This is a genomic window from Streptomyces sp. NPDC058469, from assembly GCF_042721125.1.
Lineage (GTDB): Bacteria > Actinomycetota > Actinomycetes > Streptomycetales > Streptomycetaceae > Streptomyces.
Genome location: NZ_JBHXME010000065.1, coordinates 1 through 22,507, shown reverse-complemented (window position 1 = coordinate 22,507; position 22,507 = coordinate 1). Strand labels below are relative to the sequence as shown.

The 22,507-nt window shown below is 71.5% G+C and carries 18 protein-coding genes, 1 tRNA gene and 1 pseudogene; 8 read left to right on the top strand and 12 right to left on the bottom strand.

From position 1 onward, the window contains the following. The first annotated feature begins 34 nt into the window (after positions 1 to 34). From ACFWP5_RS26180 to ACFWP5_RS26170, 3 genes are read left to right on the top strand one after another with little or no spacing between them, the layout of a single operon-like run. On the top strand, positions 35 to 1,405 hold the full coding sequence (locus ACFWP5_RS26180; RefSeq protein ID WP_384161253.1) for an extracellular solute-binding protein: 1,371 nt from the start codon (positions 35 to 37) through the stop codon (positions 1,403 to 1,405). Further along, positions 1,405 to 2,427 (top strand): carbohydrate ABC transporter permease, encoded by a 1,023-nt coding sequence (locus tag ACFWP5_RS26175; protein ID WP_384161250.1) that lies wholly within the window; start codon positions 1,405 to 1,407, stop codon positions 2,425 to 2,427. Before ACFWP5_RS26180 ends, ACFWP5_RS26175 begins: the two co-directional genes overlap by 1 nt. Continuing rightward, positions 2,424 to 3,308, top strand: coding sequence for a carbohydrate ABC transporter permease (locus ACFWP5_RS26170; RefSeq protein ID WP_384161247.1), 885 nt, complete (start codon positions 2,424 to 2,426; stop codon positions 3,306 to 3,308). The genes ACFWP5_RS26175 and ACFWP5_RS26170 overlap by 4 nt, the downstream gene beginning before the upstream one ends. Here ACFWP5_RS26170 and ACFWP5_RS26165 read toward each other — a convergent pair. Together ACFWP5_RS26165 and ACFWP5_RS26160 are read right to left on the bottom strand one after the other, a co-directional pair. Further along, a complete protein-coding gene (locus ACFWP5_RS26165; protein ID WP_384161244.1) occupies positions 3,298 to 5,604 on the bottom strand; it encodes a glycoside hydrolase family 3 N-terminal domain-containing protein in 2,307 nt (768 codons plus the stop codon). The two genes, ACFWP5_RS26170 and ACFWP5_RS26165, sit on opposite strands and share 11 nt — an antisense overlap. Then, on the bottom strand, positions 5,601 to 6,635 hold the full coding sequence (locus tag ACFWP5_RS26160) for an N-acetylglucosamine kinase (protein WP_384161241.1): 1,035 nt from the start codon (positions 6,633 to 6,635) through the stop codon (positions 5,601 to 5,603). The genes ACFWP5_RS26165 and ACFWP5_RS26160 overlap by 4 nt, the downstream gene beginning before the upstream one ends. An 18-nt stretch (positions 6,636 to 6,653) precedes the next feature. On the opposite strand from ACFWP5_RS26160, the gene ACFWP5_RS26155 reads away from it, so the two are divergent. Then, positions 6,654 to 7,931, top strand: a complete 1,278-nt coding sequence (locus ACFWP5_RS26155) for a glycosyl hydrolase (RefSeq protein ID WP_384161300.1) — start codon at positions 6,654 to 6,656, stop codon at positions 7,929 to 7,931. Between the two features lie 3 nt (positions 7,932 to 7,934). On the opposite strand, the gene ACFWP5_RS26150 is transcribed toward ACFWP5_RS26155, so the two are convergent. Next, a complete protein-coding gene (locus ACFWP5_RS26150) occupies positions 7,935 to 9,413 on the bottom strand; it encodes a glycoside hydrolase family 3 N-terminal domain-containing protein (RefSeq protein WP_384161239.1) in 1,479 nt (492 codons plus the stop codon). A gap of 274 nt (positions 9,414 to 9,687) precedes the next feature. Here ACFWP5_RS26150 and ACFWP5_RS26145 point away from each other — a divergent pair, with 274 nt between their 5' ends. From ACFWP5_RS26145 to ACFWP5_RS26135, 3 genes are all read left to right on the top strand, one after another. Beyond that, positions 9,688 to 10,713, top strand: a complete 1,026-nt coding sequence (locus ACFWP5_RS26145; RefSeq protein ID WP_384161236.1) for a YbhN family protein — start codon at positions 9,688 to 9,690, stop codon at positions 10,711 to 10,713. A gap of 51 nt (positions 10,714 to 10,764) precedes the next feature. Beyond that, a tRNA-Glu gene (locus ACFWP5_RS26140) sits at positions 10,765 to 10,836 on the top strand. A 3-nt stretch (positions 10,837 to 10,839) separates the two neighbouring features. Next, a complete protein-coding gene (locus ACFWP5_RS26135) occupies positions 10,840 to 13,221 on the top strand; it encodes a hypothetical protein (RefSeq protein ID WP_384161234.1) in 2,382 nt (793 codons plus the stop codon). 22 nt (positions 13,222 to 13,243) lie between these two features. On the opposite strand, the gene ACFWP5_RS26130 is transcribed toward ACFWP5_RS26135, so the two are convergent. Next, positions 13,244 to 13,858 (bottom strand): TetR/AcrR family transcriptional regulator, encoded by a 615-nt coding sequence (locus ACFWP5_RS26130; RefSeq protein WP_384161231.1) that lies wholly within the window; start codon positions 13,856 to 13,858, stop codon positions 13,244 to 13,246. Between the two features lie 174 nt (positions 13,859 to 14,032). Here ACFWP5_RS26130 and ACFWP5_RS26125 point away from each other — a divergent pair, with 174 nt between their 5' ends. Beyond that, positions 14,033 to 14,491 carry a cupin domain-containing protein gene (locus tag ACFWP5_RS26125; protein ID WP_384161228.1) on the top strand — a complete coding sequence of 153 codons (459 nt, stop codon included), beginning with the start codon at positions 14,033 to 14,035 and terminating at the stop codon, positions 14,489 to 14,491. Positions 14,492 to 14,518: 27 nt separating this feature from the next. Here the strand turns inward: ACFWP5_RS26125 and ACFWP5_RS26120 are convergent, their stop codons facing one another. The 8 genes and pseudogenes from ACFWP5_RS26120 to ACFWP5_RS26085 form a co-directional block, all read right to left on the bottom strand. Continuing rightward, positions 14,519 to 16,060, bottom strand: coding sequence for an NADase-type glycan-binding domain-containing protein (locus tag ACFWP5_RS26120; RefSeq protein ID WP_384161226.1), 1,542 nt, complete (start codon positions 16,058 to 16,060; stop codon positions 14,519 to 14,521). After that, positions 16,057 to 16,623 (bottom strand): phage tail protein, encoded by a 567-nt coding sequence (locus tag ACFWP5_RS26115; RefSeq protein ID WP_384161223.1) that lies wholly within the window; start codon positions 16,621 to 16,623, stop codon positions 16,057 to 16,059. The genes ACFWP5_RS26120 and ACFWP5_RS26115 overlap by 4 nt, the downstream gene beginning before the upstream one ends. A 31-nt stretch (positions 16,624 to 16,654) precedes the next feature. Beyond that, positions 16,655 to 18,613, bottom strand: coding sequence for a putative baseplate assembly protein (locus ACFWP5_RS26110; RefSeq protein ID WP_384161220.1), 1,959 nt, complete (start codon positions 18,611 to 18,613; stop codon positions 16,655 to 16,657). Between the two features lie 3 nt (positions 18,614 to 18,616). After that, positions 18,617 to 19,060, bottom strand: coding sequence for a GPW/gp25 family protein (locus ACFWP5_RS26105; protein WP_329259747.1), 444 nt, complete (start codon positions 19,058 to 19,060; stop codon positions 18,617 to 18,619). Between the two features lie 37 nt (positions 19,061 to 19,097). Continuing rightward, complete coding sequence (locus ACFWP5_RS26100) at positions 19,098 to 21,005, bottom strand: VgrG-related protein (protein WP_384161217.1); 1,908 nt, start codon at positions 21,003 to 21,005, stop codon at positions 19,098 to 19,100. After that, a complete protein-coding gene (locus ACFWP5_RS26095; RefSeq protein WP_384161214.1) occupies positions 21,005 to 21,727 on the bottom strand; it encodes a peptidase M23 in 723 nt (240 codons plus the stop codon). The genes ACFWP5_RS26100 and ACFWP5_RS26095 overlap by 1 nt, the downstream gene beginning before the upstream one ends. 18 nt (positions 21,728 to 21,745) lie before the next feature. Next, the gene (locus tag ACFWP5_RS26090) at positions 21,746 to 22,168 is read right to left on the bottom strand and encodes a phage tail protein (RefSeq protein WP_384161211.1); all 423 of its coding nucleotides are present in this window, start codon (positions 22,166 to 22,168) and stop codon (positions 21,746 to 21,748) included. Positions 22,169 to 22,243: 75 nt separating this feature from the next. Next, positions 22,244 to 22,507 (bottom strand): annotated as a pseudogene (locus tag ACFWP5_RS26085) (hypothetical protein); the annotation flags it as partial.

Below are 22,507 nucleotides of genomic sequence, written 5' to 3'. Positions count from 1 at the left end.
AACCAGCTGTTGGCTGATGCTCAGGAGGGCAGCGATGCGCACAGGAAGACTGACCGGATCGATGGTGGGGATCATCGTCCTGACCCTGACGGCCGCCGGCTGCGGGCTGTCCGGCAGTTCGGGCGACAGCGACTCCACCGCGGGCGGCTGCAACGTCGACAAGGGCAACGTCGGGTCCGGGAAACTCACCGGCGAGGTGAAGGGCAACATCACCTTCCAGACCACCAACTTGAAGAAGGACTTCGGGAGCTTCTTCAACGGGGTCATCAAGTCCTTCGAGAAGGCGCACCCCGGTACGTCGGTCAAGTGGATCGACGACCCGGGCGACAGCACCTTCACCCAGCGCAACGTGGCCGACGCCCAGGCCTGCACGCTGCCGGACGTCATCAACCTCAACTCCGAGACGGCCACGGCACTCACGAAGGCCGGCTACCTGCTCAACCTGGGCGTCAAGGACCCCTCGGCCGGCAAGCCGTTCGTCCCCGCGTTCTGGAAGTCGAGCACCTTCAAGGACGCCTCGGGCTCCGCTCTGCACACCGTGCTTCCCTGGTACACCGGCGGCATCGTCCTGACGTACAACACCGACCTGTTGAAGAAGGCCGGGATCGATCCCGCGAAGCCGCCGACGACGATCTTCGGGCTGTTCGCCGACTACGAGAAGATCGCCAAGTCGGCGAAGGGCAAGTACTACGCGACGATGGCCAATCCGATCTGGCGCATCCCGGCGGACTTCGACCAGATGAACATCAAGACCCTCTCCAGCGACGGCAAGTCGGCCGTGTTCGCCGACGATCCGCGCACCACGCAGTGGGTCGCCTGGATGGCCAAGCTGTACAAGGAGGGCGCGATGCCGAAGGACTCGCTGTCCTCCAGCAACGACCCGTCCACGCCGTACACGCAGGGCAAGGTCGCCTACGGGTCGACCAACCCGAGCTATGTGCGGTTCGTGAAGCAGAACAGCCCCTCGATCTACGCCAAGACGGCGGTCGGGCAGCAGCCCTTCGACGCGCTCGGGCACACCACCGGAGCCCCGCAGTACATCTCGGTCGCCGCGACCAGCAAACACGCCCCCGTGGCACTGGCGTTCGCGGAGTACCTCACCAACGCCGAGAACCAGACGGCCTGGGCCAAGGACCCGGACGTGGTGATCTTCCCGACCACGACCACCTCGCTCAACGACCCCTTCTTCCAAAAGGTCAGCGGCAACGACCAGTTCGCGCAGGCCCGCAAGCTCGTCGCCGACCAGCTCAAGACGACCACGGCCTACCAGACGAACATCTCACCGGCCGTGCAGAACGCGATCGTGTCCCAGGTGCAGTTGGCCATGCAGGGCAAGAAGAGCGCGGCGCAGGCCGTGAAGGACGCCCAGGCGAAGGCCAACGAGCTGCTGAAGCAGGCTGGTTGATGGTGGCGACGCAGACCGCGAAGCCGGTGTCCGTGCCCGGTGCGGAGGCCGTCGGCTCCGCACCGGGCACGGGCCCGTCCCGCATACGCCGGCTCACCCGGGCCGTCCTGCCCGGCCCCGCTCCGGGCGCCAACGGGGCGGCTCTGTACCGCCGTTGGTGGCTGCCGTGGCTGTGGACCGCGCCCGCGGTCGTCTGCGCGGCGGTGTTCGGGGTGTTCCCGTTCCTCAACACGCTGCTGCTGTCGTTCACGAACGCCAAGCCGCTCGGCGGTGTCGCGAGCTTCGTCGGGATCTCCAACTACAGCCGGATGCTGGGCGATTCGGACTTCTGGCTCGCGACCCGCAACAGTGTCCTGTACGCGGTGATCGTCGTCCCCCTGATGGTGCTGCTGCCGCTCCTGCTGGCCGTCCTGGTGGAGAAGAACCTCCCCGGCATCGGCTTCTTCCGCTCCGCCTTCTACACCCCTGTGCTCGCCTCCAGCGTGGTCGTCGGCCTGAGCTGGCAGTGGCTGCTCGCGGACGACGGACTGGTCAACACCTGGCTGGAGAAAGCCCACTTGATCCGGTCGGCGATCCCCTTCCTCTCCGACTCGTGGCTGATCCTGCTGTCGGCGATGGGCCTCACCCTGTGGAAGGGCCTCGGCTGGTACATGGTCTTCTACCTGGCCGCGCTGGGGAACGTGCCCAAGGAACTGCACGAGGCCGCCTCCATGGACGGCGCCGGTGCCGCCCGCCGCTTCTGGCACATCACCGTGCCCGGCGTACGGCAGGCGATGATGCTGGTCGGCACCCTCACCGGCATCGGCTCGCTGCGCGTGTTCACCGAGATCTACATGCTCGGCAGCTCCACCGGCGGCCCCGGCGGCGCCGACCGCACGCTGCCCTTCTACATCCGGGACGTCGGCCTGGACCCCATCACCGGCAACGCCGGTTACGGCTCGGCGGTGAGCGTGGCGCTGTTCGTCCTGACCCTGGGCCTGACCCTGCTGGCGCAGCGCCTCACGAAGGAGGACGAGTCATGACGACGACCGCCGTGCGGCCCAAGTCCCGCCGTCTGACGCCCCGTTGGCGGGACTACGGCCGCCCCCGCGAACTCCTCGTCCGCTACCTCCTGTTGCTCCTGGTCCTGGGCCTCACCGTCGGCCCACTGATCTGGCAGTTCCTGGCCTCACTGAAGGGCACCGGCGAGGACGTCTTCGGCGCGAACGCCTCCCTGCTGCCCCACCACCCGACCCTGCACGCCTACCGCGAGGTCTTCAGCCAGGTCCCGGTGGCGACGTACATCAAGAACAGCCTGATCGTGGTCGCCCTCTCGGTCGGCAGCCAACTCCTGTTCTCCACAACGGCCGGCTACATGCTCTCCAAGCCCGCCTGGAAGGGCCGTAGAGCGGTCTGGATCCTCCTCGTCGCCTCCATGATGTTCCCCTTCGAGTCGATCATGGTGTCGCTGTTCCTGAGCATCCGCGACCTCGGCCTGGTCGACAACGTGGTGGGCGTGTGGCTGCCCGGGTTCGTCGGCGCGATCAACGTCCTGCTGATGCGCGGCGCGTTCCTGGCCGTGCCGCGCGAGATCGAGGACTCCGGGATGCTGGACGGCGCGAGCGAGTGGCAGCGGTTCCGCTACCTCTATCTCCCCTCCGCGTGGGGCGCGATCATGGTGGTCACCATCAACACCTTCATCAGCGCCTGGGACGACTTCCTCTGGCCCCTGATCGTGCTCCGCTCCGAGGACCACATGACGCTGACACTGGGCCTGTCCCGGCTGCAGAGTTCGTCGTTCGGCTACGACCAGCGGGTGGTGATGGCCGGTTCGGTGATCTCCGTGATCCCGGTGCTGGTGCTGTTCGTCATCACCCAACGCTGGTTCTACAAAGGCGTTTCGGCCGGAGCCGTCAAGCTCTGAGCCGTACGACGACGGGCTCGACGGCGAGCGCGGCCCGCGCCGACTGAGCGACCCGGATCTCCACGGCACCGACCTGCTCCAACGGGTCGGTGCCGAAGGGGATTTCGACTCTACGACGCTCCCCCGGGGCCAACTCGACGCCCTGGAAGGCGTGCAGCTCCAGCGTGCGCGGCCACACCGACGTGAGCAGCCGCCGGATGTACACCTGGACGACCGAACGCCCCTGCCGTTTCCCGGTGTTGGTGACGTCGACCTCGATCACGTGGCCCTCGACGCGCGGCGGACCGTACTCGAAGCTCGTGTACGACAGCCCGTGTCCGAAGGAGTAGAGCGGCTCGGCGTCGGTATCCACGTAGCCGCCGTACTCGGTGTCCTTGTGGTTGTAGTAGACGGGGAGTTGGGCCACCGAGCTGGGGATGGACACGGGCAGGCGGCCGGTCGGTTCGGCCCGGCCGAGCAGCACCTCGGCGATGGCCTCGCCGCCCCACGGGCCGGGGTACCAGGCGGTGAGCAGCGCGCCCGCCCGTTCGGGGACAACGTGGGGGCGGCCCTGGATCAGGACCACCGCTGTGGGTGTCCCGGTCGCGGTGACCGCGTCCAGGAGGGCGTGCTGGGCGCGGCCGAGGCTCAGGCCCGCGAGGTCGGCACCCTCGCCGCACGTCATCTCCGAAACGGCGTTCCGGGCGGCCCCGTTGGCGTCGAAGTCCGTGTCCGGGGTACGGGCGCTGCTGCCGCCCAGCACCAGGACGGCCAGGTCGGAGGCTGCTGCTGCGGCGACCGCCTCGGGGATGCCGGAGAGGTCGTCGCCGGTGAGGGCGCAGCCGGGGGCGTGGCGGATGTCGGTGCCGGGCGGGACGAGTTGGCGTAGGCCGTCGAGGACGCTTGTACCGGTGCCGGGGTGCTGGGGTGCGGTGTAGTCGCCCAACTGGTGTGCAGTGGTGGCTGATTGGGGTCCGATGACCGCGATACGGGAGACGGTCGCCGGGATGGGCAGGACTCCGCCGTCGTTGTGGAGGAGGGTGACGGCGGCTCGGGCGAGGGCGGTGCTCAGTTCCCGGCCTTGGTTCGGGGGCGGCAACTCGGTTGTGGCGCAGGGATGTTCGAAGAGGCCCAGGCGGAACTTCAGGCTGAGCACGCGGGCCACGGCCGTGTCGAGGGTCTCCTCGCTCACCAGTCCCCGCTCAACGGCCTCCTCCAGATGTGTGAAGCCCTCGTCCCACAGGCTCAGGTCGACACCCGCGTTGAGCGCGAGCGCGCCCGCCGAGACCTTGTCGCCGGTGATGCGGGCCAGCCGGTCCACGGCGAGGCCGTCGGCCATGACGAGGCCCTCGAAACCCCAGTTCTCACGCAGGAGTTGGGTCAGCAGGGCGCGGTTGCCGGAGCAGGGCAGGCCGTCGACCTCGTTGTACGCCGACATGAGGGCGGCGGCACCTGCGCGGACTCCGGCGCGGGCGGCGGGGAGGTGGATCTCGTGGAGTTCGCGGAGGCCCAGTTCGGACTCGGCGGAGTTGCGGCCGCCGACTGTGGCGCCCTGTCCGGCGAAGTGCTTGAGGACGACCGGGGCCTTGTCCGGAGCGAAACCGGCTCCCGTGACGGGCGCCTCGCCGGGAGCGAACCCGCCTTCTGCGACAGGGGCGTTGTCGGTCGCGAACCCCGCTGTCGTATCGCCCTGCATGCCTCTGACGAGCGCCTCGGTGAGGCGGGCGGCGAGGTGCGGGTCCTCACCGAAGCACTCCTCCGTGCGGCCCCAGCGCGGGTCGCGGGCGATGTCCAGGGCCGAGACGAGGGCCACATGTCCGCCACGGGCGCGGAGTTCGGCGGCGGCGTGGGCGGCGGCCCGTTCGTACAGGTCGGGGTCCCAGGTGGCGCCGACGGCCAGGTTGACCGGGAGGACCGTGCCGTCCAGGGCCATGTGGCCGTGCGGCACCTCCTCGACGAACAGGGCCGGGATGCCCAGTCGGCTGCTCGCGATGACGTGGCGTTGCACCAACTCGGCCAGGGCGGCGCTGTCTTGGGCGCCGGGGCCGTTGGTGTGGTCGACGCCGGACCAGGCGTCGGCGCGGAACAGGCCGTAGAGCGCGCCGAGTCCGGCGAAGCGGTCGGTCTCGGCGCGGAGGGTGTCGGTGAGTTCGAACCCGTCAGGGGTGTCGGCGGTGCGGCGGTAGGCGTCCCAGCCGTACATCCGCTGGTTGAGCTGGCCGACCTTCTCCCGCAGGGTCATGCGGGCGAGGAGGTCACGAACCCGTACGTCAACGGGGGCGGTTGGGTCACGGTAGAGGGGGGTGGTGTCGGTCATCGCGTGTCACCGTCGTAGGCAAGTCGGGCGAGGGCGACCGCGCCCCGGCAGCCGTCCGGTACCCAGTCGAGGGTGAGGCCGAGGGTGTGGAGGCGGGCGGTGAGGGGCGCCGTCAGGGGGCCCCCGGGGCCGAGCAGACCGCCGGTGGCGACGATTCGCTCACCCGGGCCAGGCTCCAACGCCCGCACCGTGTCGGTCAGTCGGACTGCCGCCTCGTCGAGAATGTCTTGTGCCACGGCGTCCTTCTCCCCCTCCGCCTCGACCACCAGCGGGGCGAACCGAGCCAGGCGGATGGGGAGTTCGGCCATCACGGCGGGGAGTACGTGCATGCGGTAGGCCTCGCGGTCGGCGCGGGACCAGTCGCCGTCACCGGGCAGGGCGTCACCCGGTACCCCCAGCGCCCGGCCGACGGAGACGGCCAGCGTCGTAGCGGCTCCCCGCCCGTCCGCCATGCGCAGCGCCGCCCGTACCGCGCTCCGGCCGATCCAGAAGCCGCTGCCGTCGTCGCCGAGGAGCCAGCCGTCGCCGTCCACGGTGGCCGTGGAGCGGCGGTCCGTGATGCGCAGGGCGACCGCGCCGGTGCCGGCGACCAGGGCCAGGCCGTCGGCCGGGGTGCCGGGGGCGGAGGCGAAGGCCGCCTCGATGTCGCTGCAGACGCGGAGCCGGTCGGCGGGGATGCCGAGGCGCTGCAGCGCGGCGGTGAGGGCGGCGCGGGCGTTGACGTGTCCCGGCTCCTCGGTGGAGGCCGCCGTGGCGCCCGCGAAGCCGCCGGCCACGGCGACGACACGGGCGCGCGCCCCCTCGGGCACCGCCAGCGCGAGCGCCTCCGCCAGGTGGTCGGTGAGGCGCGGTACCGGCACCGTGAGGGCGTTGCCGGGCCCGGCCGCGCCCTCGCCGACGGGGCGCCCGTCCTCGACGGCGGCGAGGACGGCGCGGGTGCGGGTGCCGCCGGCATCGAGGCCGACAACGAGACCGCCCACCGGGTCGCCCGCCGAATCGCCTACGGGATTCTGGTTCAAATCATTGCTCATCACTGACTATGGTGGTTGATACATTCGCCCAGAACAAGAGCAGGCAGGGCAAGAGGCAAGACCGGACCTGGGGAGGATCCCATTCCTACGCTCCGCTTCGGCGTCAACTACACGCCGCGCCGCGGTTGGTTCCACTCCTGGCACGACTTCGACCCGGCGCACGCCCGCGAGGATCTGGCCCAGATAGCCGGGCTCGGCCTGGACCACGTCCGGATCTTCCATCTCTGGCCGCTGCTCCAGCCCAACCGCACGCTCATCCGCAGGACCGCCGTGGACCAGCTGGTGCACCTCGTCGACCTGGCGGGCGAGGCGGGACTCGACGTCCTCGTGGACGGCGTCCAGGGCCATCTGTCGAGCTTCGACTTCTACCCGGAGTGGACCCGCAGCTGGCACCACCGCAACGTCTTCACCGACCCGGAGACCATCACCGCCCAGGCGGAGCTGCTGCGCACACTGGGCCGCGCCCTCGCCGACCGCCCGAACCTGATCGGCCTCCAACTCGGCAACGAGCTCAACAACTTGGTGGAGCACAACCCGGTGTCGGTGGCCGAGGTGGACCACTATCTCGACACGTTGCTGGCGGCCGCCCGCGAGCACCTCCCGGCGGACCGCCTGGTCACGCACTCCGCGTACGACGCCGCCTGGTACGGCGACGACCACCCGTTCACCCCGGAGGCCTCGGCCCGCAAGGGCGATCTGACCACCGTCCACCCGTGGGTGTTCTCGGGCGACTGCGCCCGCCGTTACGGTCCGCGCTCCCCGCAGGTACTCCATCTCGCCGAGTACGGAACGGAGTTGGCCAAGGCGTACGCCATCGACCCGGCCCGGCCGGTCTGGGTCCAGGAGACCGGCGCGCCCGAACCGCACATCCCGGCGGCCGACGCTCCGGAGTTCGCGCGCGCGACCGTGCGCAACGCGGCCGAGTGCGAGGGCCTGTGGGGCGTGACCTGGTGGTGCTCGCACGACGTGGACCGCTCGCTCGCCGACTACCCCGAACTCGAATACACGCTGGGCCTGTTCGACTCGGCGGGCCGCGCCAAGCCGATCGCCGAGGCCTTCGCCGAAGCGATCACGGAGCCGCACACCGTCCAACTCCGCGACACCGCCCTGGTATTGGACTGCACCCCGGCCACCCGCTCGGTGTCCGGACCGGGAGGCGCGTACTTCGAGGAGTGGATGCGGCTGCGCGTGGAGGGCGTCCGGCCTGCGGTGATCCTGGCCGAACGGGCGGAGGACGCAGGGTACTTGGCGGCGCGGGGCATCAAGGAAGTCGTACGACTGCCGCGGTCGTCGTGACGGTCACGCGCCCGACAACACCTCCGCGACCGCCCGCAGGTTGACCCGCCCCCGCCCGTAGGAACAGAGGGCGCCGCCCTCCGGCAGCCCGGTGTCGACCAGTACGGCATCGGGCCGCCGGGCCGCGAGCGCGTCGCGCAGCCGCGCCTGCCAGGGATACAGGCCGGCGTCGGAGGTGGCGACGACCAGCGGCGCACCCGTCCGTACGATCCCGTCGACAACGGCGGCGAGGTCGGCCGGTTCCGTGTTGAGCGCCGTGCCGGTGGCCGTGGGGTCGATCGCGCGGAGTTCGGTGAGGAGGTCCTCGCCGCCCCAGTTCAGGGCGGGGTGCGGGGCCGGGAACACGTCGACGACGTGGGCGCCGCGCACCGCGGGCGGCAGGGTCCGGGCGCGTACGGCGCGGCGGGCCGCCTCCAGGCCGGCGTCCGCGTCCCAGGCTGCGACCGTCAACCGCGGGGTCGCGTACCGCTCGGCGAGCCGCCGTACCCGACCCGATGCCTCCCACACCCGCTCCTCGGGCAGCACGCGCGAGTGCAGCGCGTCGAGCACGGCGTCCCGGCAGGCCAGGGTGACGTCCAGGTCCGGTACGGCGACGATGACTTGGTCCGCTCCCGCGGCGAGGGCGATCCGGGCCCCGGCGGCCTCGCCGTACGCGTCGGCGATCGCCTTCATCTCCAGCGCGTCGCTCACGAGGACGCCGTCGAAGCCGAGTTCGAGGCGGAGCAGATCGCCGAGTATGCGGCGGCTCAGGGTGGCGGGGCGGTTGGCGTCCAGGGCCGGGAAGACGACATGGGCGCTCATCAGCATCGGCACGCCCGCCGCGATGGACGCGCGGAACGGTTCGAGGTCGACGAGGAGTTCGTCGTACGGCCGCGGGTCGACGGCGATGCCGTGGTGGCTGTCGGTGACCGTGCCGCCGTGGCCGGGGAAGTGCTTGGCGCAGGAGGCGATGCCGCGGACGTCGGTGGCGGTGATCCAGGCGCGCAGGTGGCGGGCGGCGAGGGCGGGGTCGGCGCCGAAGGAGCGGGTGCGCACGATCGGGTTGCGCGGCTGGTGCTGGAGGTCGGCGACGGGGGCGTAGGAGGCGGTGATGCCGAGCGTGGCGAGGTGGCCGGCCAGCGCGTCGGCGCAACGGGCGGTCAGGGCCGGGTCGTCGACGACACCGAGGGCGTAGGAGCCGGGCACGTCCGGGGCGCCGGCGCGCACCAAGTGGCCTATGCCGCCGCCCTCGTTGTCGATGGCCACGAGCAAGTCGGGGCGGAGGGCGCGGAGTTCGTCGGTGAGCCGGCGCACCTGCTCGGCGTCCCGCACATTGCGGGTGAACAGGATGACCCCGCCGAGGCCGCGGTCGATGAGCCGCTTGAGCGGGTCCGGGACGGTCGTCGTGCCGTCGAACCCGGCGACCAGACAGCGGTGGGCCGCCTCGTCGAGGTCGACGGGCAGGGCGGTGACGGCGGCGGACGTACGCTCGGCGTGGGTCATAATGGAATTGAAATGGCTCGATCAACCTAAAGTCAACAAACCGATGGATTGTTGATTCAGGCAATGATCTGGAGTGGCTCGGGTCCGGTGCGGGGATGACACAGGGGACTGGTCCAGGGCCGACACAGGTGATGCGGGTGTGCGTTCACTCGCGCCGCACCCGCGCGACACCCGTGCCATTCACGCCATGGATGCCGTCCGCGTCGCCCACCCGCCCGCGCGCCTTCCGCTTCCGGACACCGCGACGTCATACCGGAGGGGAACGTTTCGCCTCGTGTCCCTGCTTCCGCTCGAAGACATCCCCGGGCCGCTCCCCGCCTCCACCGCCGGCCCCGCTCCCGCCCCCGTCCCCTTCCGCCTCCCCTCCGCGGCGCGCCTCGTCACCAAGGTGCTGACCCTGCTGCCCCTGCTGCTGATCGCGGTGTGGGCGGCGGTCGACTGGCATGCCATGTACGACGGCACGGCCCGGCTCGCCTCCGCCGACCCCTGGTGGCTGCTCGCCGCGTTCTTCTTCACCTGCCTCGGCTGGGGCACCGCCGCCCTCGTCCGCCAGGGTGCCGTGCCGGAACGGCTGCCGACCGGCCTGCTGATCGCCTCGCAGTTCGCCGCCGGCGCCGCCAACCACGCGCTGCCGGCCAGCATCGGCGCCCACGCCGTCACGCTGCGCTTCCTCCAGGGCCGTGGCATCCCCCTGGCCCGCGCCACCGCCTCGCTCGCCCTGTACTCGCTCGTCAGGCCGATCGCGAAGACCTTCGTGCTCATCGCCTTCCTCATCGCCTTCCCCGAGATGCTGCGGTTCGGCCAACTCGTCCCGCACGGCTGGTCGTTGGTCCTCGCCTTCGGCGGGCTGGGGGTCGCGCTCGGCACGGCCGCGCTGCTCCTGGCCGTCGTACGTCCCCTGCGCCGCCCGGCGCTGCGCTGTGTCCGCACCGCGCTGACCGACGTACGGCAGCTGCACACCATGCCCAGCCGGATCCTCGCCCTGTGGGGCGGGGCTGCCGCCGCCCCGGTGCTGCAGGCGACCGTGATCTTCTCGGTCGGGGCCTCGCTCGGTATGCCGCTGTCCTGGGCGCAGGTCGTTCTCGCATTCCTCGCCGCCAGCACCGCGGTCGGTGCCGTTCCCGCACCCGGCGGGATCGGTCCCGTGGACGCGGCGACGGTGTTCACGATGGTCGCGTTCGGCGCCCCCATGGATCTGGCCACGGCGAGCGTCATCGGCTACCGCGTCCTGACGGTGTGGGTGCCGTTGCTGCCGGGGGCGTTGATGCTGTCGGCGCTGGTCCACCGGAAGGTGCTATGACCGAAATCCCCTTGTACGACGGTCCGTTCCGCGTCTAACGTCGCTGCTCATCGGCGTGTAGCTCAGCAGCGGAGCACCGGGCTCTCATCCCGGAGGGCGCAGGGGCAGGACCTGCCACGTCGGCTTATGAATGACGACGCTGAGCAGCAGCACCTCACCGCGGCCCCCGGCTATGCCCGGGGCCAGCTGGCCAAGGCCTTCGCGACCGCGCTGACCCACGAGGACGCCGACACCCGCCGTCGCGCGGAGGGCCGCGCGCAGCGCTGGCGTGCCGTGCTCGCGGGGATGGCCGACGGCCTGCTGTCGATCGGTTCGCGCACCCCGGTGGCCGGGCTCCCCGCCTGGGTGACCCCCGAGGTGGTGCACGGCGGCTTCGCCACGGGCACCCCGAGCGCGGGCGGCCCGCTCCAGCCGTACGAGACGCGGCTCGCGGAGCAGTTCGGCGTGCCCGCGGGCCGGCGGGCGCTGTTCGCCCACTGCCTCACCGAGACCGGACTCACCTGGCTGTGGAGTCAGTTGAACAGCGGGCGGTACGAGGTGGCCGTGCCCGAGGAGGGCGCGCTGCTCACCATGGCCTGGCTGGTGCGGCACGGGGAGACGGCCGATGCGCTGGACCTGGTCGCGGAGTTGGAGCCGTTCGCGGGCCAACTCCGGTTCCTGCCCCGCCCGTCGACCGGTCGGCCCGCGCCGGACGGCACCGACGCGCTGTACCGCCGTAGCGTCTCCGACACCGTGGACCGGCTGGTCCTGCGGCGCCCCAACGCGGCCGTGGAGACACAGCGCGAGGCACTCGCCGTATGGCAGCCGTTCGGGGACGAGTTGCTCACGCACTGGCTGGAGACGGCGGGCGGAGAGGACGGCCGGGTGCTCGAACTCGCGCCGGACGAGACCTGGTTGGGGCGCGGTGCCGCGCTGTTGAGCCGCTACCGGCTGCTGGCCGAGGAGCACACGCTCTGCGGGAAGCACCGAAACCCCAAAGAGAACCTGGGCATTCTGCGCGGCGCGCTGGAGGAGACCGTCGCCGGGCGGCCGTTGGACGCGCGTCGGCTCGGGCTGCTGCGGCACGCCGTCGCGTCGATGGTGCGGCGGCGCGGTGTGCCGGGCTCGGCACCGCACGCGGAACTGCGCCGGGTGCAGCGGGCCCAGGCCGCTCTCCCCTCCCATTACGCCCTGGCGCAAGTGCTGGTGGGCCGCCTCGCCGGGCTGCCCCAGGAGTCGGGCATCGCCGACCTCGCACCCGTGCTCGCCCCTGTCTCCGAGCCGGAGGAGCGGGAGACCGGCCTGCCCGCCGGGGCCCAACTCCCGCCCGCGCTACGCCGGGTGGTCGAGGGCGCGCTGAGCGCACCGGTTGCCACCCTCGTGGAGCGGGGAGTTGTCCCCTCGGCCGAGGTTCTGGCCGAACTGGTGCCGCGCTTGGTCGCCGACACCGCCACGCGGGCCTACGACGACAAGGCGCTGCGGACGCTGATGGCCGCGAACTACCGCGCGTTCCGCAACCGCCGTTCGCTGCTCCTGCTCAACCTGGAGCGGCAGGTCCGGATCGAGGAACTGCCCTGGGTACGCGCGGTGGCCGCCCAGCGCGGCGACGGCACGGCCGAAGCGGCCCTGCTGCTGCGGCAGTTGGGCGAGCTGGCCGTGCGCGGGTTCCCGGGCACGATCCTGCCCAACCCGCTCGTGCGCGAACTCGGCGTGCTCGCCCGCCAGTCCGACCTGGGCGCTCAGCTGGTGGAGGAGCTGGCCGCGGACATCTTCATGGACGCCTTCGGCCCCAAGTTCCTTGTGGCGGCCGGGATCGCGGGCGAGTTGCTCGGTGGTTCGCCGTACGAGCGGTACTACGGCATCGACTACGCGGCGATCCGCGACCTGGCGATCGCCGAAGCGACCGTCGAGGCGAGGGAGGCCGCGGGCCGGTCGCACGAAGCCGGGACCGGAGCCCGGACGTCCCCGGGGTTCGCGCGGCTGTGCGCGGAGCGGGCCGCGGCGGCGTCCTCGGCCCCGGCGGGGTCGTCCGGCTCCTCGTCCGGGTCGTGGGTGGCGGCCAACGGCAAGGTGATCGAGCAGGCCCAGATCCTGACCACACACAACCTGGCCACACTGGTCCACCGGGTCGGCATCGCCCCCGAGCCGGGGTGGGCCGACCTGGCGCGCCGCAGTTTCGGCACCGTGTGCCGGCTGACGGCCCGGGTGCACCGCAACCCGTGGCCGTTTCCCACGATCAAGGACGCGGCGTACGCCTGGCGGCAGTTGGTGTTCCACCTGTCCCTCTGCCCGCCCGCCGAACAGCGCCGCGTACTCGCGGACCTGGACGCGGAGGCGGCCCGCCACGCCGCCCATGTCGCGGGCCGCCTCGCACCCGCCCTGGCCGGGCTGCGCCTGGTCGCGGACGGCGGCACCTTCGCCCCCGACGGCACTGCGGACGAGGGCCGCGCCCGCCGACTCCTCGGCTGGACCACGGACGGCCACTGGCTGGCGACGGACCCGACTGACGTAGAAGCGAATGGCAGTTGAGAGGCCGGCCCACAGGTCGCCCCTAGCCCTCCGCCGCCGCGCGCACCGCCGCCTCCGTCAGGGTCGTCGCGGTGCGTACGGCGCTGGCGACGGCCTCGTCGGGGGTGAGGCCGCACTGGTCGGTGAGGGTGAACAGGGCGTCCGCGGCCATGACCACCGCGAGGCCCCGCTTGAGCTGGGTGAACGCGTCCGGGTCCGTCTCCCCGAGGGTGGCCGCCAGGGGGGCGAGGGCGTGGTCGATGAGCCCGAAGCGGACGCCGGGTCGCATGTTCGCCGTGTCGGGGCGGACGATGGTCGCGGCCATCATCGCGCGAACTCCGCCCTGGCGGGCCAGTGTGCCGCGGAGCAGGAACTCGCAGGCGAACGCGATCCGTTCGACCGGGTCGCGGGAGTCGGCGACCGGGCCGAGCGCGTCGACGGGGTCGGGCCAGACACCGGCCAGGGCCTCGCCGATCAGCGACGGCAGGTCGGGGAAGTAGCGGTAGGCGGTGGCCTCGGAGACCAGGGCGACGCGGGCGACCTCGGGCATCGTCACCTCGCTGCCCGTGCCGATCAGCCCGCGGGCCGCGTCGACGATCGCCGTACGGGTGCGCTTCTTCTGGTTGCTGCGGCCCGTGTCCGTCTGTGCTGTCGCCATCGGTGCGTCACTTCCCCGTATTCACTCGTCGTTGCCGTCCGTCTCCCTTACGTTATCACGACAAGCTCTCATCATGAGAGCCAGCTTGCATAACGAGAGCTTCCCGCCTAGTGTCCTGTAGGGCGCGCCACAGCGACGAGCGCACAACTCGCGCCAAGAACAAGGGAGTCGGCGATGAACGAGGTTTCCGTGGTCGGTCCGGACGACGGCGAGTCGATCCGGCTGGGGCCGGTCACGATGCGCATCCTGGAGGACGGCAGCACCACCGGCCACCGGCTGGGCATCGGCGAGATCACCCTCGCCCCGCACACCCAGGGCCCGCCGCAGCACCGCCACGCCCAGCACGACGAGGGCTTCTACGTCGTCTCGGGCACCGTGCACTTCACCATCGGCGAGACCGTGCACATCGCGCCGGCGGGCACCCTCGCGATGATCCCGCCGGGCGCCCCGCACACCTTCGCCAACCCCGGCGACGAACCCGCGGTGATGGTCAACACCTTCACGCCCGACCTGTACGTGCAGTACTTCCGGGACCTGCGGGACATGATCGCCGGCGGCCGGGAGTTCAACGCCGAGTCGACGATCGAGACGATGAGCCGCTACGGCACGGTCCCCTCGACCGACTACGCCTGAGGCACCCGGCGCCGTACGGACCGCCCGTCAGGAGCCGCTCGCGTTCGACGGGCCGAAGAACTCGATCTCGGCGATGGCCACTTGCTTGCTCCCGGAGGTCCCGTAGGCGGACTCGACGGTGAAGCGGACCGACGTGACCGTGCCGACCCGGAAGGCGCGGCGCTGGGCTCCCGCCCCCTGGTCGAGGGTCAGTTGACGGGTGATCGTCTTGCCGGCGGCCGTGGTGATCTCCGCCTCGATCCGGTGCGGGAGCGCCGACTGGGTGAGCTGGTCGGGGCGGGTGGAGACGCCCGGGGTGATCATCAGGTCCAGCAGCCGGGTCGGCTCGTCGAACTGCACCTCCAGCCACTGGCCCTTGCCCGACTGCGTCACCCCCGGCCCCCACCAGGTGTTGTTCAGCCTGTCGAAGGCCAGGTCGGGCTTGTGACCCGGGAAGGAGCGGGAGGCGCTGACGCGGTCCGGGTAGACGGGGGCCCGCTTGGCGAAGTGGTCCTTGGCCGCCTCCACGCCACGCGGGATGTTGACGGCGAGCACGATCAGCAGGGTCAGCACGATCGCCGCGCCCACCCAGGTCAGCACGCGGTCGAAGGTCCGGCGCAGTCGGGGCCGGTCGCCCGCCCACGGAATCTCACCGTTCCTGAACGTGAGGAGCCGCCGCCACCAGGGCAGCCGGCCGGGGGCATGCTCGTCGCCGACCATGGGCATCGCACAGCGGGCGCAGTAGTGCCGGTCGGGCCGGTTGGCCGTGGCGCACCAGGGGCAGGGCACTCCGCCCGCGGCACCGGGTTCGACACCGGGTGCCCGTACGGCCTGCGGGCGCGCGGCGACCGGCCGGCCGGGCAGGACCGGGGCCACGGACGGGGCCTGGCGGGGCTCCGGGTCGGAGACCGGGACCAGGAGACGCCGGGCGCGCTCGGCCTCGGATTCCGGGGAGGCGGCGGGGACCGGCTCGGTGGGGGCGGTGTCGGTCGTGGACGAGTTACGGGCGGTGGTCGCGTCGCGGTGACCGTACGGCGCGTCGGGCGCGGGGGTCGGGTCCGTGGTCGGGCGGTGCGCGGGGTGGGTCGTGGCGGCGCCGGACGCGTGCGGAGTCGTAGAACCACCGGACGCGTGCGGAGTCGTAGAACCACCGGACGGGTGGGGAGTCGCAGCGCCCCCGTTCGCGTCGCCGCTCGCCGGTTCCTGGCGGGCGCCCGCGCCGACCGAGCCGTACGAGCCGCCGGCGGCCAGGGCGTCCAGGCGCAGCGACAGGGCGTCCAGTCGGGCCGCGGGGTCGTCGGAGGCCGAACCCCCTTGTGCCGACTGCTGGTTGTCGCCCGGGTCGTCCGTGTTCAGCAGGTCCCGGCGCGTGCGGGGCATGCCCCCGTTGTCCGACTGGGAGAAGGCGTCCCAGCCCGGGTCGCCGCCGGCGCCCGGGGCTCCCCCGGCGCTCTCACCGCGCTCGGCCGGGGCCCCGGTGCGTGCGCCCGCGCGGTCCGTCCAGCTGAGGACGGCGCCGCAGGCGTCGCAGAACGACTGGCCCGGTTCCGCGCGGGTTCCGCATTCGGCGCAGCTCTGGGTGGTCGTCATCTCTCGGGGTTCCTTTCGGGGAGCACGGTGGCGGTCACCTGGACCGTGTACGGCATGTGGGCGGGGCGGGCGGCCGCCACGAGGGCGTCGAGGCGGTGGGTGTCGAGCGTGGTCGGCGCGGGCAGCCGCAGGTGGACGTGCAGCCGGGAGCTGCGTTCGCCGGGTACCGGGCCGAGCGGGCGGGCGTTCCAGTCGGCGGCGCCGCTCTCGGTGATCTCCGGTTCGGCACCGAAGGCGAGCCGGACGGCCTCGGCCAGGCCGCGCCGGGTGCCGCGGATGCGGTGCAGGTACGTGGCGGCGGCCACGGCGGCCCGCAGCCGCGCCTCCGGTTCGCTGCCGTCGGTCTCGGCGCCGACCCAACTCCCCAGCCACTGCACGAAGTCGAGCGGCGCCAGGGACGGCCTGAAGTACGTGTCGAGGCAGTCCAGCACACTCAGGATCGGCGCTACGACCTCGTCGAGCCCGGCGACGAAACGCTGGGCGAGGTCGTCGTCCGCGAACACGGCGGGCAGCATCGCACCGATCGGCGCGGACGAGCCGAGGCCGTCGACTGATCCCCTCAACGCAAGCCTCCTAGCCGGGAATTGGTGATGTTCACGCGCCGTCTCCGATCACGCGGACACGGTGGTCGAAGGAGAACACCAGCGACGGCCGCTCCAGGTCGATACGGTCCGTGGGGTCGCCGCGCTTGCCGGTGAGCGGGTCGGCGGGGTGCAGGACGACCTCGTCGACCAACTCGACGCCGGGTACGCGCTGGAGCACCGCGAAGACCTCCCCGGACTGCACGGGACGTCCGAACGGCCAGCCCTTCCCGTCCGATCCGCCGGTGAGCGGGTCGATGTGGCGGTAGAGGGCGTCGTGGGCCTGGCGCCGCACCCGGTCGGTGTCGACGCCGCGGAAGGCGTGCACCGTGGCGACCACGGTGACGCCCTGGTAGAACGGCGGCCCGACCGCCAACCGGGTCCCGATCAGCCGCCGTTCGTCGAGATGCCGGGTGATGCGCTCCAACAGGGCGTCTCCGGGCACGAGTTGCTCGAAGCGGAGCCGTCCGCCTGGGTCGGGCACGGCCTGCGGCACCACCAACACCCGTACGGCGTAGGCCCCGTGCTCCTCCTCGTCGCCCTCCAGGCAGGTGATGCGCGCGGTCTCGGGGGCGGCCCGGCGGGACAGTTCCTCGTAGTCCCGGAGGGTGACCGCGCGCTCCTGGGCGCGCAGGGTGATCGGCGCGCGGGTCTTGGCCTCCTGGACCGTCTCGCCGTCCACTCCCCCGCGCGCCGCCTCACGGTTGACGACCTCGGAGACGTACGGGATGGAGCTGCGCAGGATCTGCACCGCGCCGCGCGCCACGTTGCCGGCCCGGCCGCCGCCGGTGCGGTAGCGGCGGGCGCGGATCACCGAACCCTTGGGAGCGACCATGCCGTACTGGCGCAGGGACCCGTCGGGTTCACGGACGGCCGGTCCGAAGGCGAGTTCGCCGGTGGCCGCGTCCAGGGTGATGTGACGGTCGCCGGGGCCGGAGGCGGCGAAGTGCGGGACGACCTGCCAGTCCGTCCAGCCGTCGTGCTCGGCGGTCTGGAGGAGGAGGGGCGTGGCATCGCCGACGACCGGCGTGTGGGAGAGCCGCAGCCGCTGCCCGGGCAGGCCGGTGGACTCGCCGAGCGCCTCGTCGTAGACGGTGTCGGCGTGGACGACGGTGGTGGTGCCGCCGATGGTGAAGGCCTCGGCGGAGCGGACGGTCGGCGAGGTGGTGTAGAAGGGCTGGTCGGAGTGGGGTTCGGTGACGCGGCAGCGCAGCCAGCCTGCTTCCTGGCCGCCGTTGCGCGACAGGGTGTGGCCGCCGGGGACGTGCAGGACGACCGCGCCGGGGCGGTTGAGGCCGCCGGTGCCGTCCCGGTCCACCTCGCAGCGCTGCCAGCCGTCGGCGGTCCACGCCTCCCACACCAGGGGCGGCTGGCGCGGGTCGACGCCGACTCCGTCGACGCGGCTGTCGAGTTCGAGGGCGAGGGCGCAGTGCGGGACGGCGGCGGTCAGGCCGAACAGCATGGAGTCGCCGGGGTCGGGCGACTCGGCGAAGCACATGACGTGGTTGCCCTCGGCCAGATCGTGCGTGCGGTCGACCACGGGCTTGCCCCGGTGCTGCACCACCAGATGCCGCAACGCGCTTGGAACTACGGCGAGTTCGTGCTCGGTGGCGAAGACCACCGCCTCCTCGCCCTCGGTGCGCATGGTCGCCACCTCGGTGCCGAGCGGCACCTGCACCGGTTCCTCCTGGGGCGCCGACAGCCAGAACGTGACGTCGGTGCGGGCCGCGGACGGCGGGAAGAGCGTGATGCCGACCAGGTCGAGGAAGGCCAAGTGGTTCTTGTCCGGTACCCGGTTGAGGCGGTAGACGATCTGGTCGGCCATGTGCGCGACCGTCTCGACGAGGGTGACGCCGGGGTCGGAGACGTTGTGGTCGGTCCACTCCGGGGCGCGCTGCTGGATGTAGCGCTTGGCGTCGTCGACGAACTGCTGGAAGCGGCGGTCGTCGAGGTTCGGGGAGGGCAGGGCCATCGGTCAGTTGTCGCTTTCAGCAGCCGTGCCGGGCGTACCGGAGGTGTCCGGCTCGTCGTGGGACGGGATGACGTAGAAGGGGAAGACGAGGCTGCGCGGGTTGTTGGTGCCGCGGATCGAGTAGCGGACGTCGATGTACAGCACGCTCTGCTCGGTGCCCGCGGTGACCTCGACGTCCTCGACCTCGATGCGCGGCTCCCAGCGGTCGAGGCTGACGTGCACCTCGTGCTGGATCCGGCCCGCGGTCTGCTCGTTGACCGGCGCGAACACCAGGTCGTGGATCGCGCAGCCGAAGTCGGGCCGCATCGGGCGCTCGCCCGGCGCGGTGGACAGGACGAGCCGGATCGCCTCCTCGACCTCGCGTTCCCCGCTGACCAGCGCGATGCCGCCGGTCGGCCCGATGCGCAGCGGGAACGACCATCCGGACCCGACAAACTGTTCGGCCATCAGACAACACCCGCCCGTTCCTTGCCCGTTGGGCCGCTCATGCCGGAATCACCATCGGGACAAGGCCGTTGAGGGTGACCACGCCCATGATCGGCACGGTGACGGCCCGAATGCCCACGTTGCCGATGGAGTTGACCTGCACGCTCCCGCCCGCGGTGAGCATCGCGTTGCCGAGCGCCTTCAGGTTCAGGGCACCGATCGCGTCCAACGTGATCGCTCCCGTGGTCGACTTGACGTTGACCAGTCCGCGCCCCTCGATGTTCAGCGGCCCGCCGCTCTTGATGGTCAGGCTGCGCCGGGCGCTGAGGGTGAGGTCCGTACCGGCCTCGACCGACACCGAGCGACTGCCCTTGATGGTGACGCTGCCCCTGCTGTCCACAATGATCTCGGTGTTCGTGCGGTCCAGGGTGATGGTCAACTGCTTGTCCCCGGAGGCCAGTCGGACGCCCTGCTTGCGGCCGCCGGTCTTCTGACTGAGCAGGTCCATCCGGTTGCCGTCCCGGTCGGAGACGGTGTGCCGGCTCGCCTTCTTCCGCACGGCGTCGTGCAACGGCACATCACCGACGACGGTCGGCTTGTCCTTGCCGTTGTAGAGCCCGCCGATCACGAACGGATGGTCAAGTGCCCCCCGGTCGAAGGCGACCAGCACTTCGTCGTTGACGTCCATGGGGAACACCCCGCCGCCACCGAGCCCTCCCCACTGCACAGTTCGCGTCCAGTCGCTGACGTACGTGTCGTCCAGCCACGGGAACTGCAAGCGCACCCGGCCCTGTTTGAGCGGGTCGTTGACGTCGGTGACCAGGGCGTTGGCCACACCGGGCAGCCGGGGCGCGGTCTCCGAGCCGCCCGAGGCGAGCCCGTACAGCGAACGCCACTGCCGTCCGCTGACCGTCACCCAGGTCTCGTAGTGCTTGCCGTCGCCGAAGACGTGCCGTACGGAGGTGGCCGTGTACTTGCCCTCGAAGGGCGTGCCCACGTCGGCCAGGGCGACCGGAACTCCCGGGCGCAGCTTGGGATTTCCGCGCGCGACGACCTCCAGCTCGGCGAAGGAGGACGTCACGTCGTCGGCGAGGGCGGCGGCGGCGAACTTCACCTCGTTCTGCTTGTCGTAGGGCGTGCCCGTCTCGACCAGCTTGGCCGTCTTGAACTTGCCGGCCGCCGCGCCCGGGGTGGTGCCGATGCCGATGGCCGGGTTGGAGGTTCCGGGCGAGGTGGCGGTGAGCTTCTTCTTCGTGGTGACGTCCCAGCCGCGTGCCTCGACGGTGCCGACCTGGTCGGCGGCGGTCACGGCGGCCCGCAGCCGCAGGATGTCGTGCCCGGCCTGGAGCACGAACGGGCTTTTGTCGCCGTCGGTCTCGGGGGACGGCGCACCGGACGACGGTTTCGGCTCCACGAACTGGAACTTGCCGTCCGCGTCGACCGACATGACCATCTCGTTCTCGTCGGCGAGCCGGGCGAGAAAGTCCCAATCGGTCACGTTGGACTGGGAGATGAACTCGTACACGGTCCGCGTGGACGTGATGCGCCCGATCGGCACCCCGTCCTGGGCGGCCAGTTTGCGGGCGATGTCGGACGCGCTCTGGTTGCGGTAGGCGGCGACGCGGCGCTGGCGCAGCAGCCGGTGCCCGAAGTCGTAGCCGCGGACGACGGTGAAGGTGCCGGTGCCGTCGTAGTCCGCCTCAAGCCCGGTGACCTCACCGGTCAGCAGCGGATCGGAGGCACCCTGCCCGTCGGCCACCGGCGCGATGACCACCTTCGTGCCGAAGGTGACACCGAGCTTGCCGAGGATCAGCCGGTACGGGTCCCGGAAGGTGAGCCGGAACGCGGCCGGTACGCCGACGCCCTGGTCGACGTAGCTGTCGACGAGGTAACGGGCGTACTCGGAAGGGATCTTGGCGCCGCCGATCTTCACCTCGACGACGTTGGAGAACGCGGACTTCACCATCAGGAACGCACCTCCTCGGCGGCGGGCAGCACGAGTTCGACACCGTTCGCGAGCCGCGTCGGGTCGTCGATCCCGTTGGCCTCGGCGATGGCCCGCCAGGCGGCGGAGTCGCCGTACTCCCGCCAGGCGAGCGACTGCAGGGAGTCGCCCGCGACGACCCGGTGCACGCGCTGCGCGGTGAGCGCGCCCGAAGTCGGGTTCTGGCCCTTGGTGTTGCTCGGGATCTCGTGCAGTTGCAGTCGGCAGGTGGCGCGGATGGGCACGCCGGTGGTCCCGAAGAGCGAGTACGAGGCTTCGACAGAGGACACGTAAGCGGTGAAGCGGGCAGTGGAGAAGGAACCCCACTGGAACACCACCCACGGCGGTGAAGGCTGTTTCGCCGCAATGGACTTGGTGGTCACGTCGCAGCAGGCGAGCAGTGACTCGACCTTCTTCAGCACCGAGTTGCTGGTCGGCTCGTCGGAGGAGTCGAGGAAGATCTCCACGCCCATCTCACGCGGCTGCGACCCCATGAACTCCGGGAGGGAGCCGTCCCGTTCGATCTGCGCGGGCGTCGTCTTCCACTGGGCGCGGCGAGTGAGCGACAGCTGCGCCGGATTGAAGTCGAAGGCGAAGGTCTTGATGAGCCCACCGGGCGTAGTACTGCCCCCGACCGGCGGCTCATGAATGGCGAGGCTGGCACGGACAAGGCTCTTGCCGGCGCCCCTGCTGGTGGTGACCATGGTCTCGTTCGCCCCCGCTCAGTCCGTGAATCCGTGGTGGGCGATCTCCAGGACCTCCGTGGCGACCGCCGGTCCGGCCGGGTCGAGGGAAGGGCCCTGCCAGCTCACCGGCAGCACGTCGATCAGCCCCCAGTGCGCGACCTCCGAACCGTCCGCGCGCAGCGCCGCGATCTGCCCCGTGGGCCGCTTGATCCCGGTCTGCACGGAGGAGATCCACTTGGCGACCTTCGCGGTGTCCGGGGTGAGCGGGCGGGTCAGCCGGATGGTGGAGAAGGTGACACGGGTGGGGAGTTGCCAGACGAAGCCGTTGTTGCCGCCCTCCTGCCGGTGCTCGATCTCCACCGTCGACGACAGCCCGTCGCACCCGTTGAAGTAGCCGAGGCTCTCGCCGTCGATCGTGAGGGTGAACCAGATGGTGGAGCCCGGGTCGAGGCGGGACATCGGGGGTGGGCCTTTCTGTCGTTGCATCGGTGCGCGCGGGGCGTTTCGGGGCGGGGCGGCGAGGTGTGGGTCCGGTTAGCGGCGGGGGTCGCGGAGCTTGCCGATCCGTTCGCGGTCCAGGCGCAGTTCCGTGCGGATCAGGCGGGTGATGCGGCCGATGATCCGGTGCACGAGTTCGTCGAGCTGGAAGTCGGTGAGGTCTCGGGGGTCGAACTGGCCTGCGGGGATTGCCTCGTAGGCGGGGGGTGGGGGTGTGGTGGCGGCTGTGGTCGGGGAGTAGGGGGGTGGAGGTTCGTGCGGGTCCGGTGAGTTGTAGGTATCACGTCTCAATGCCCACGA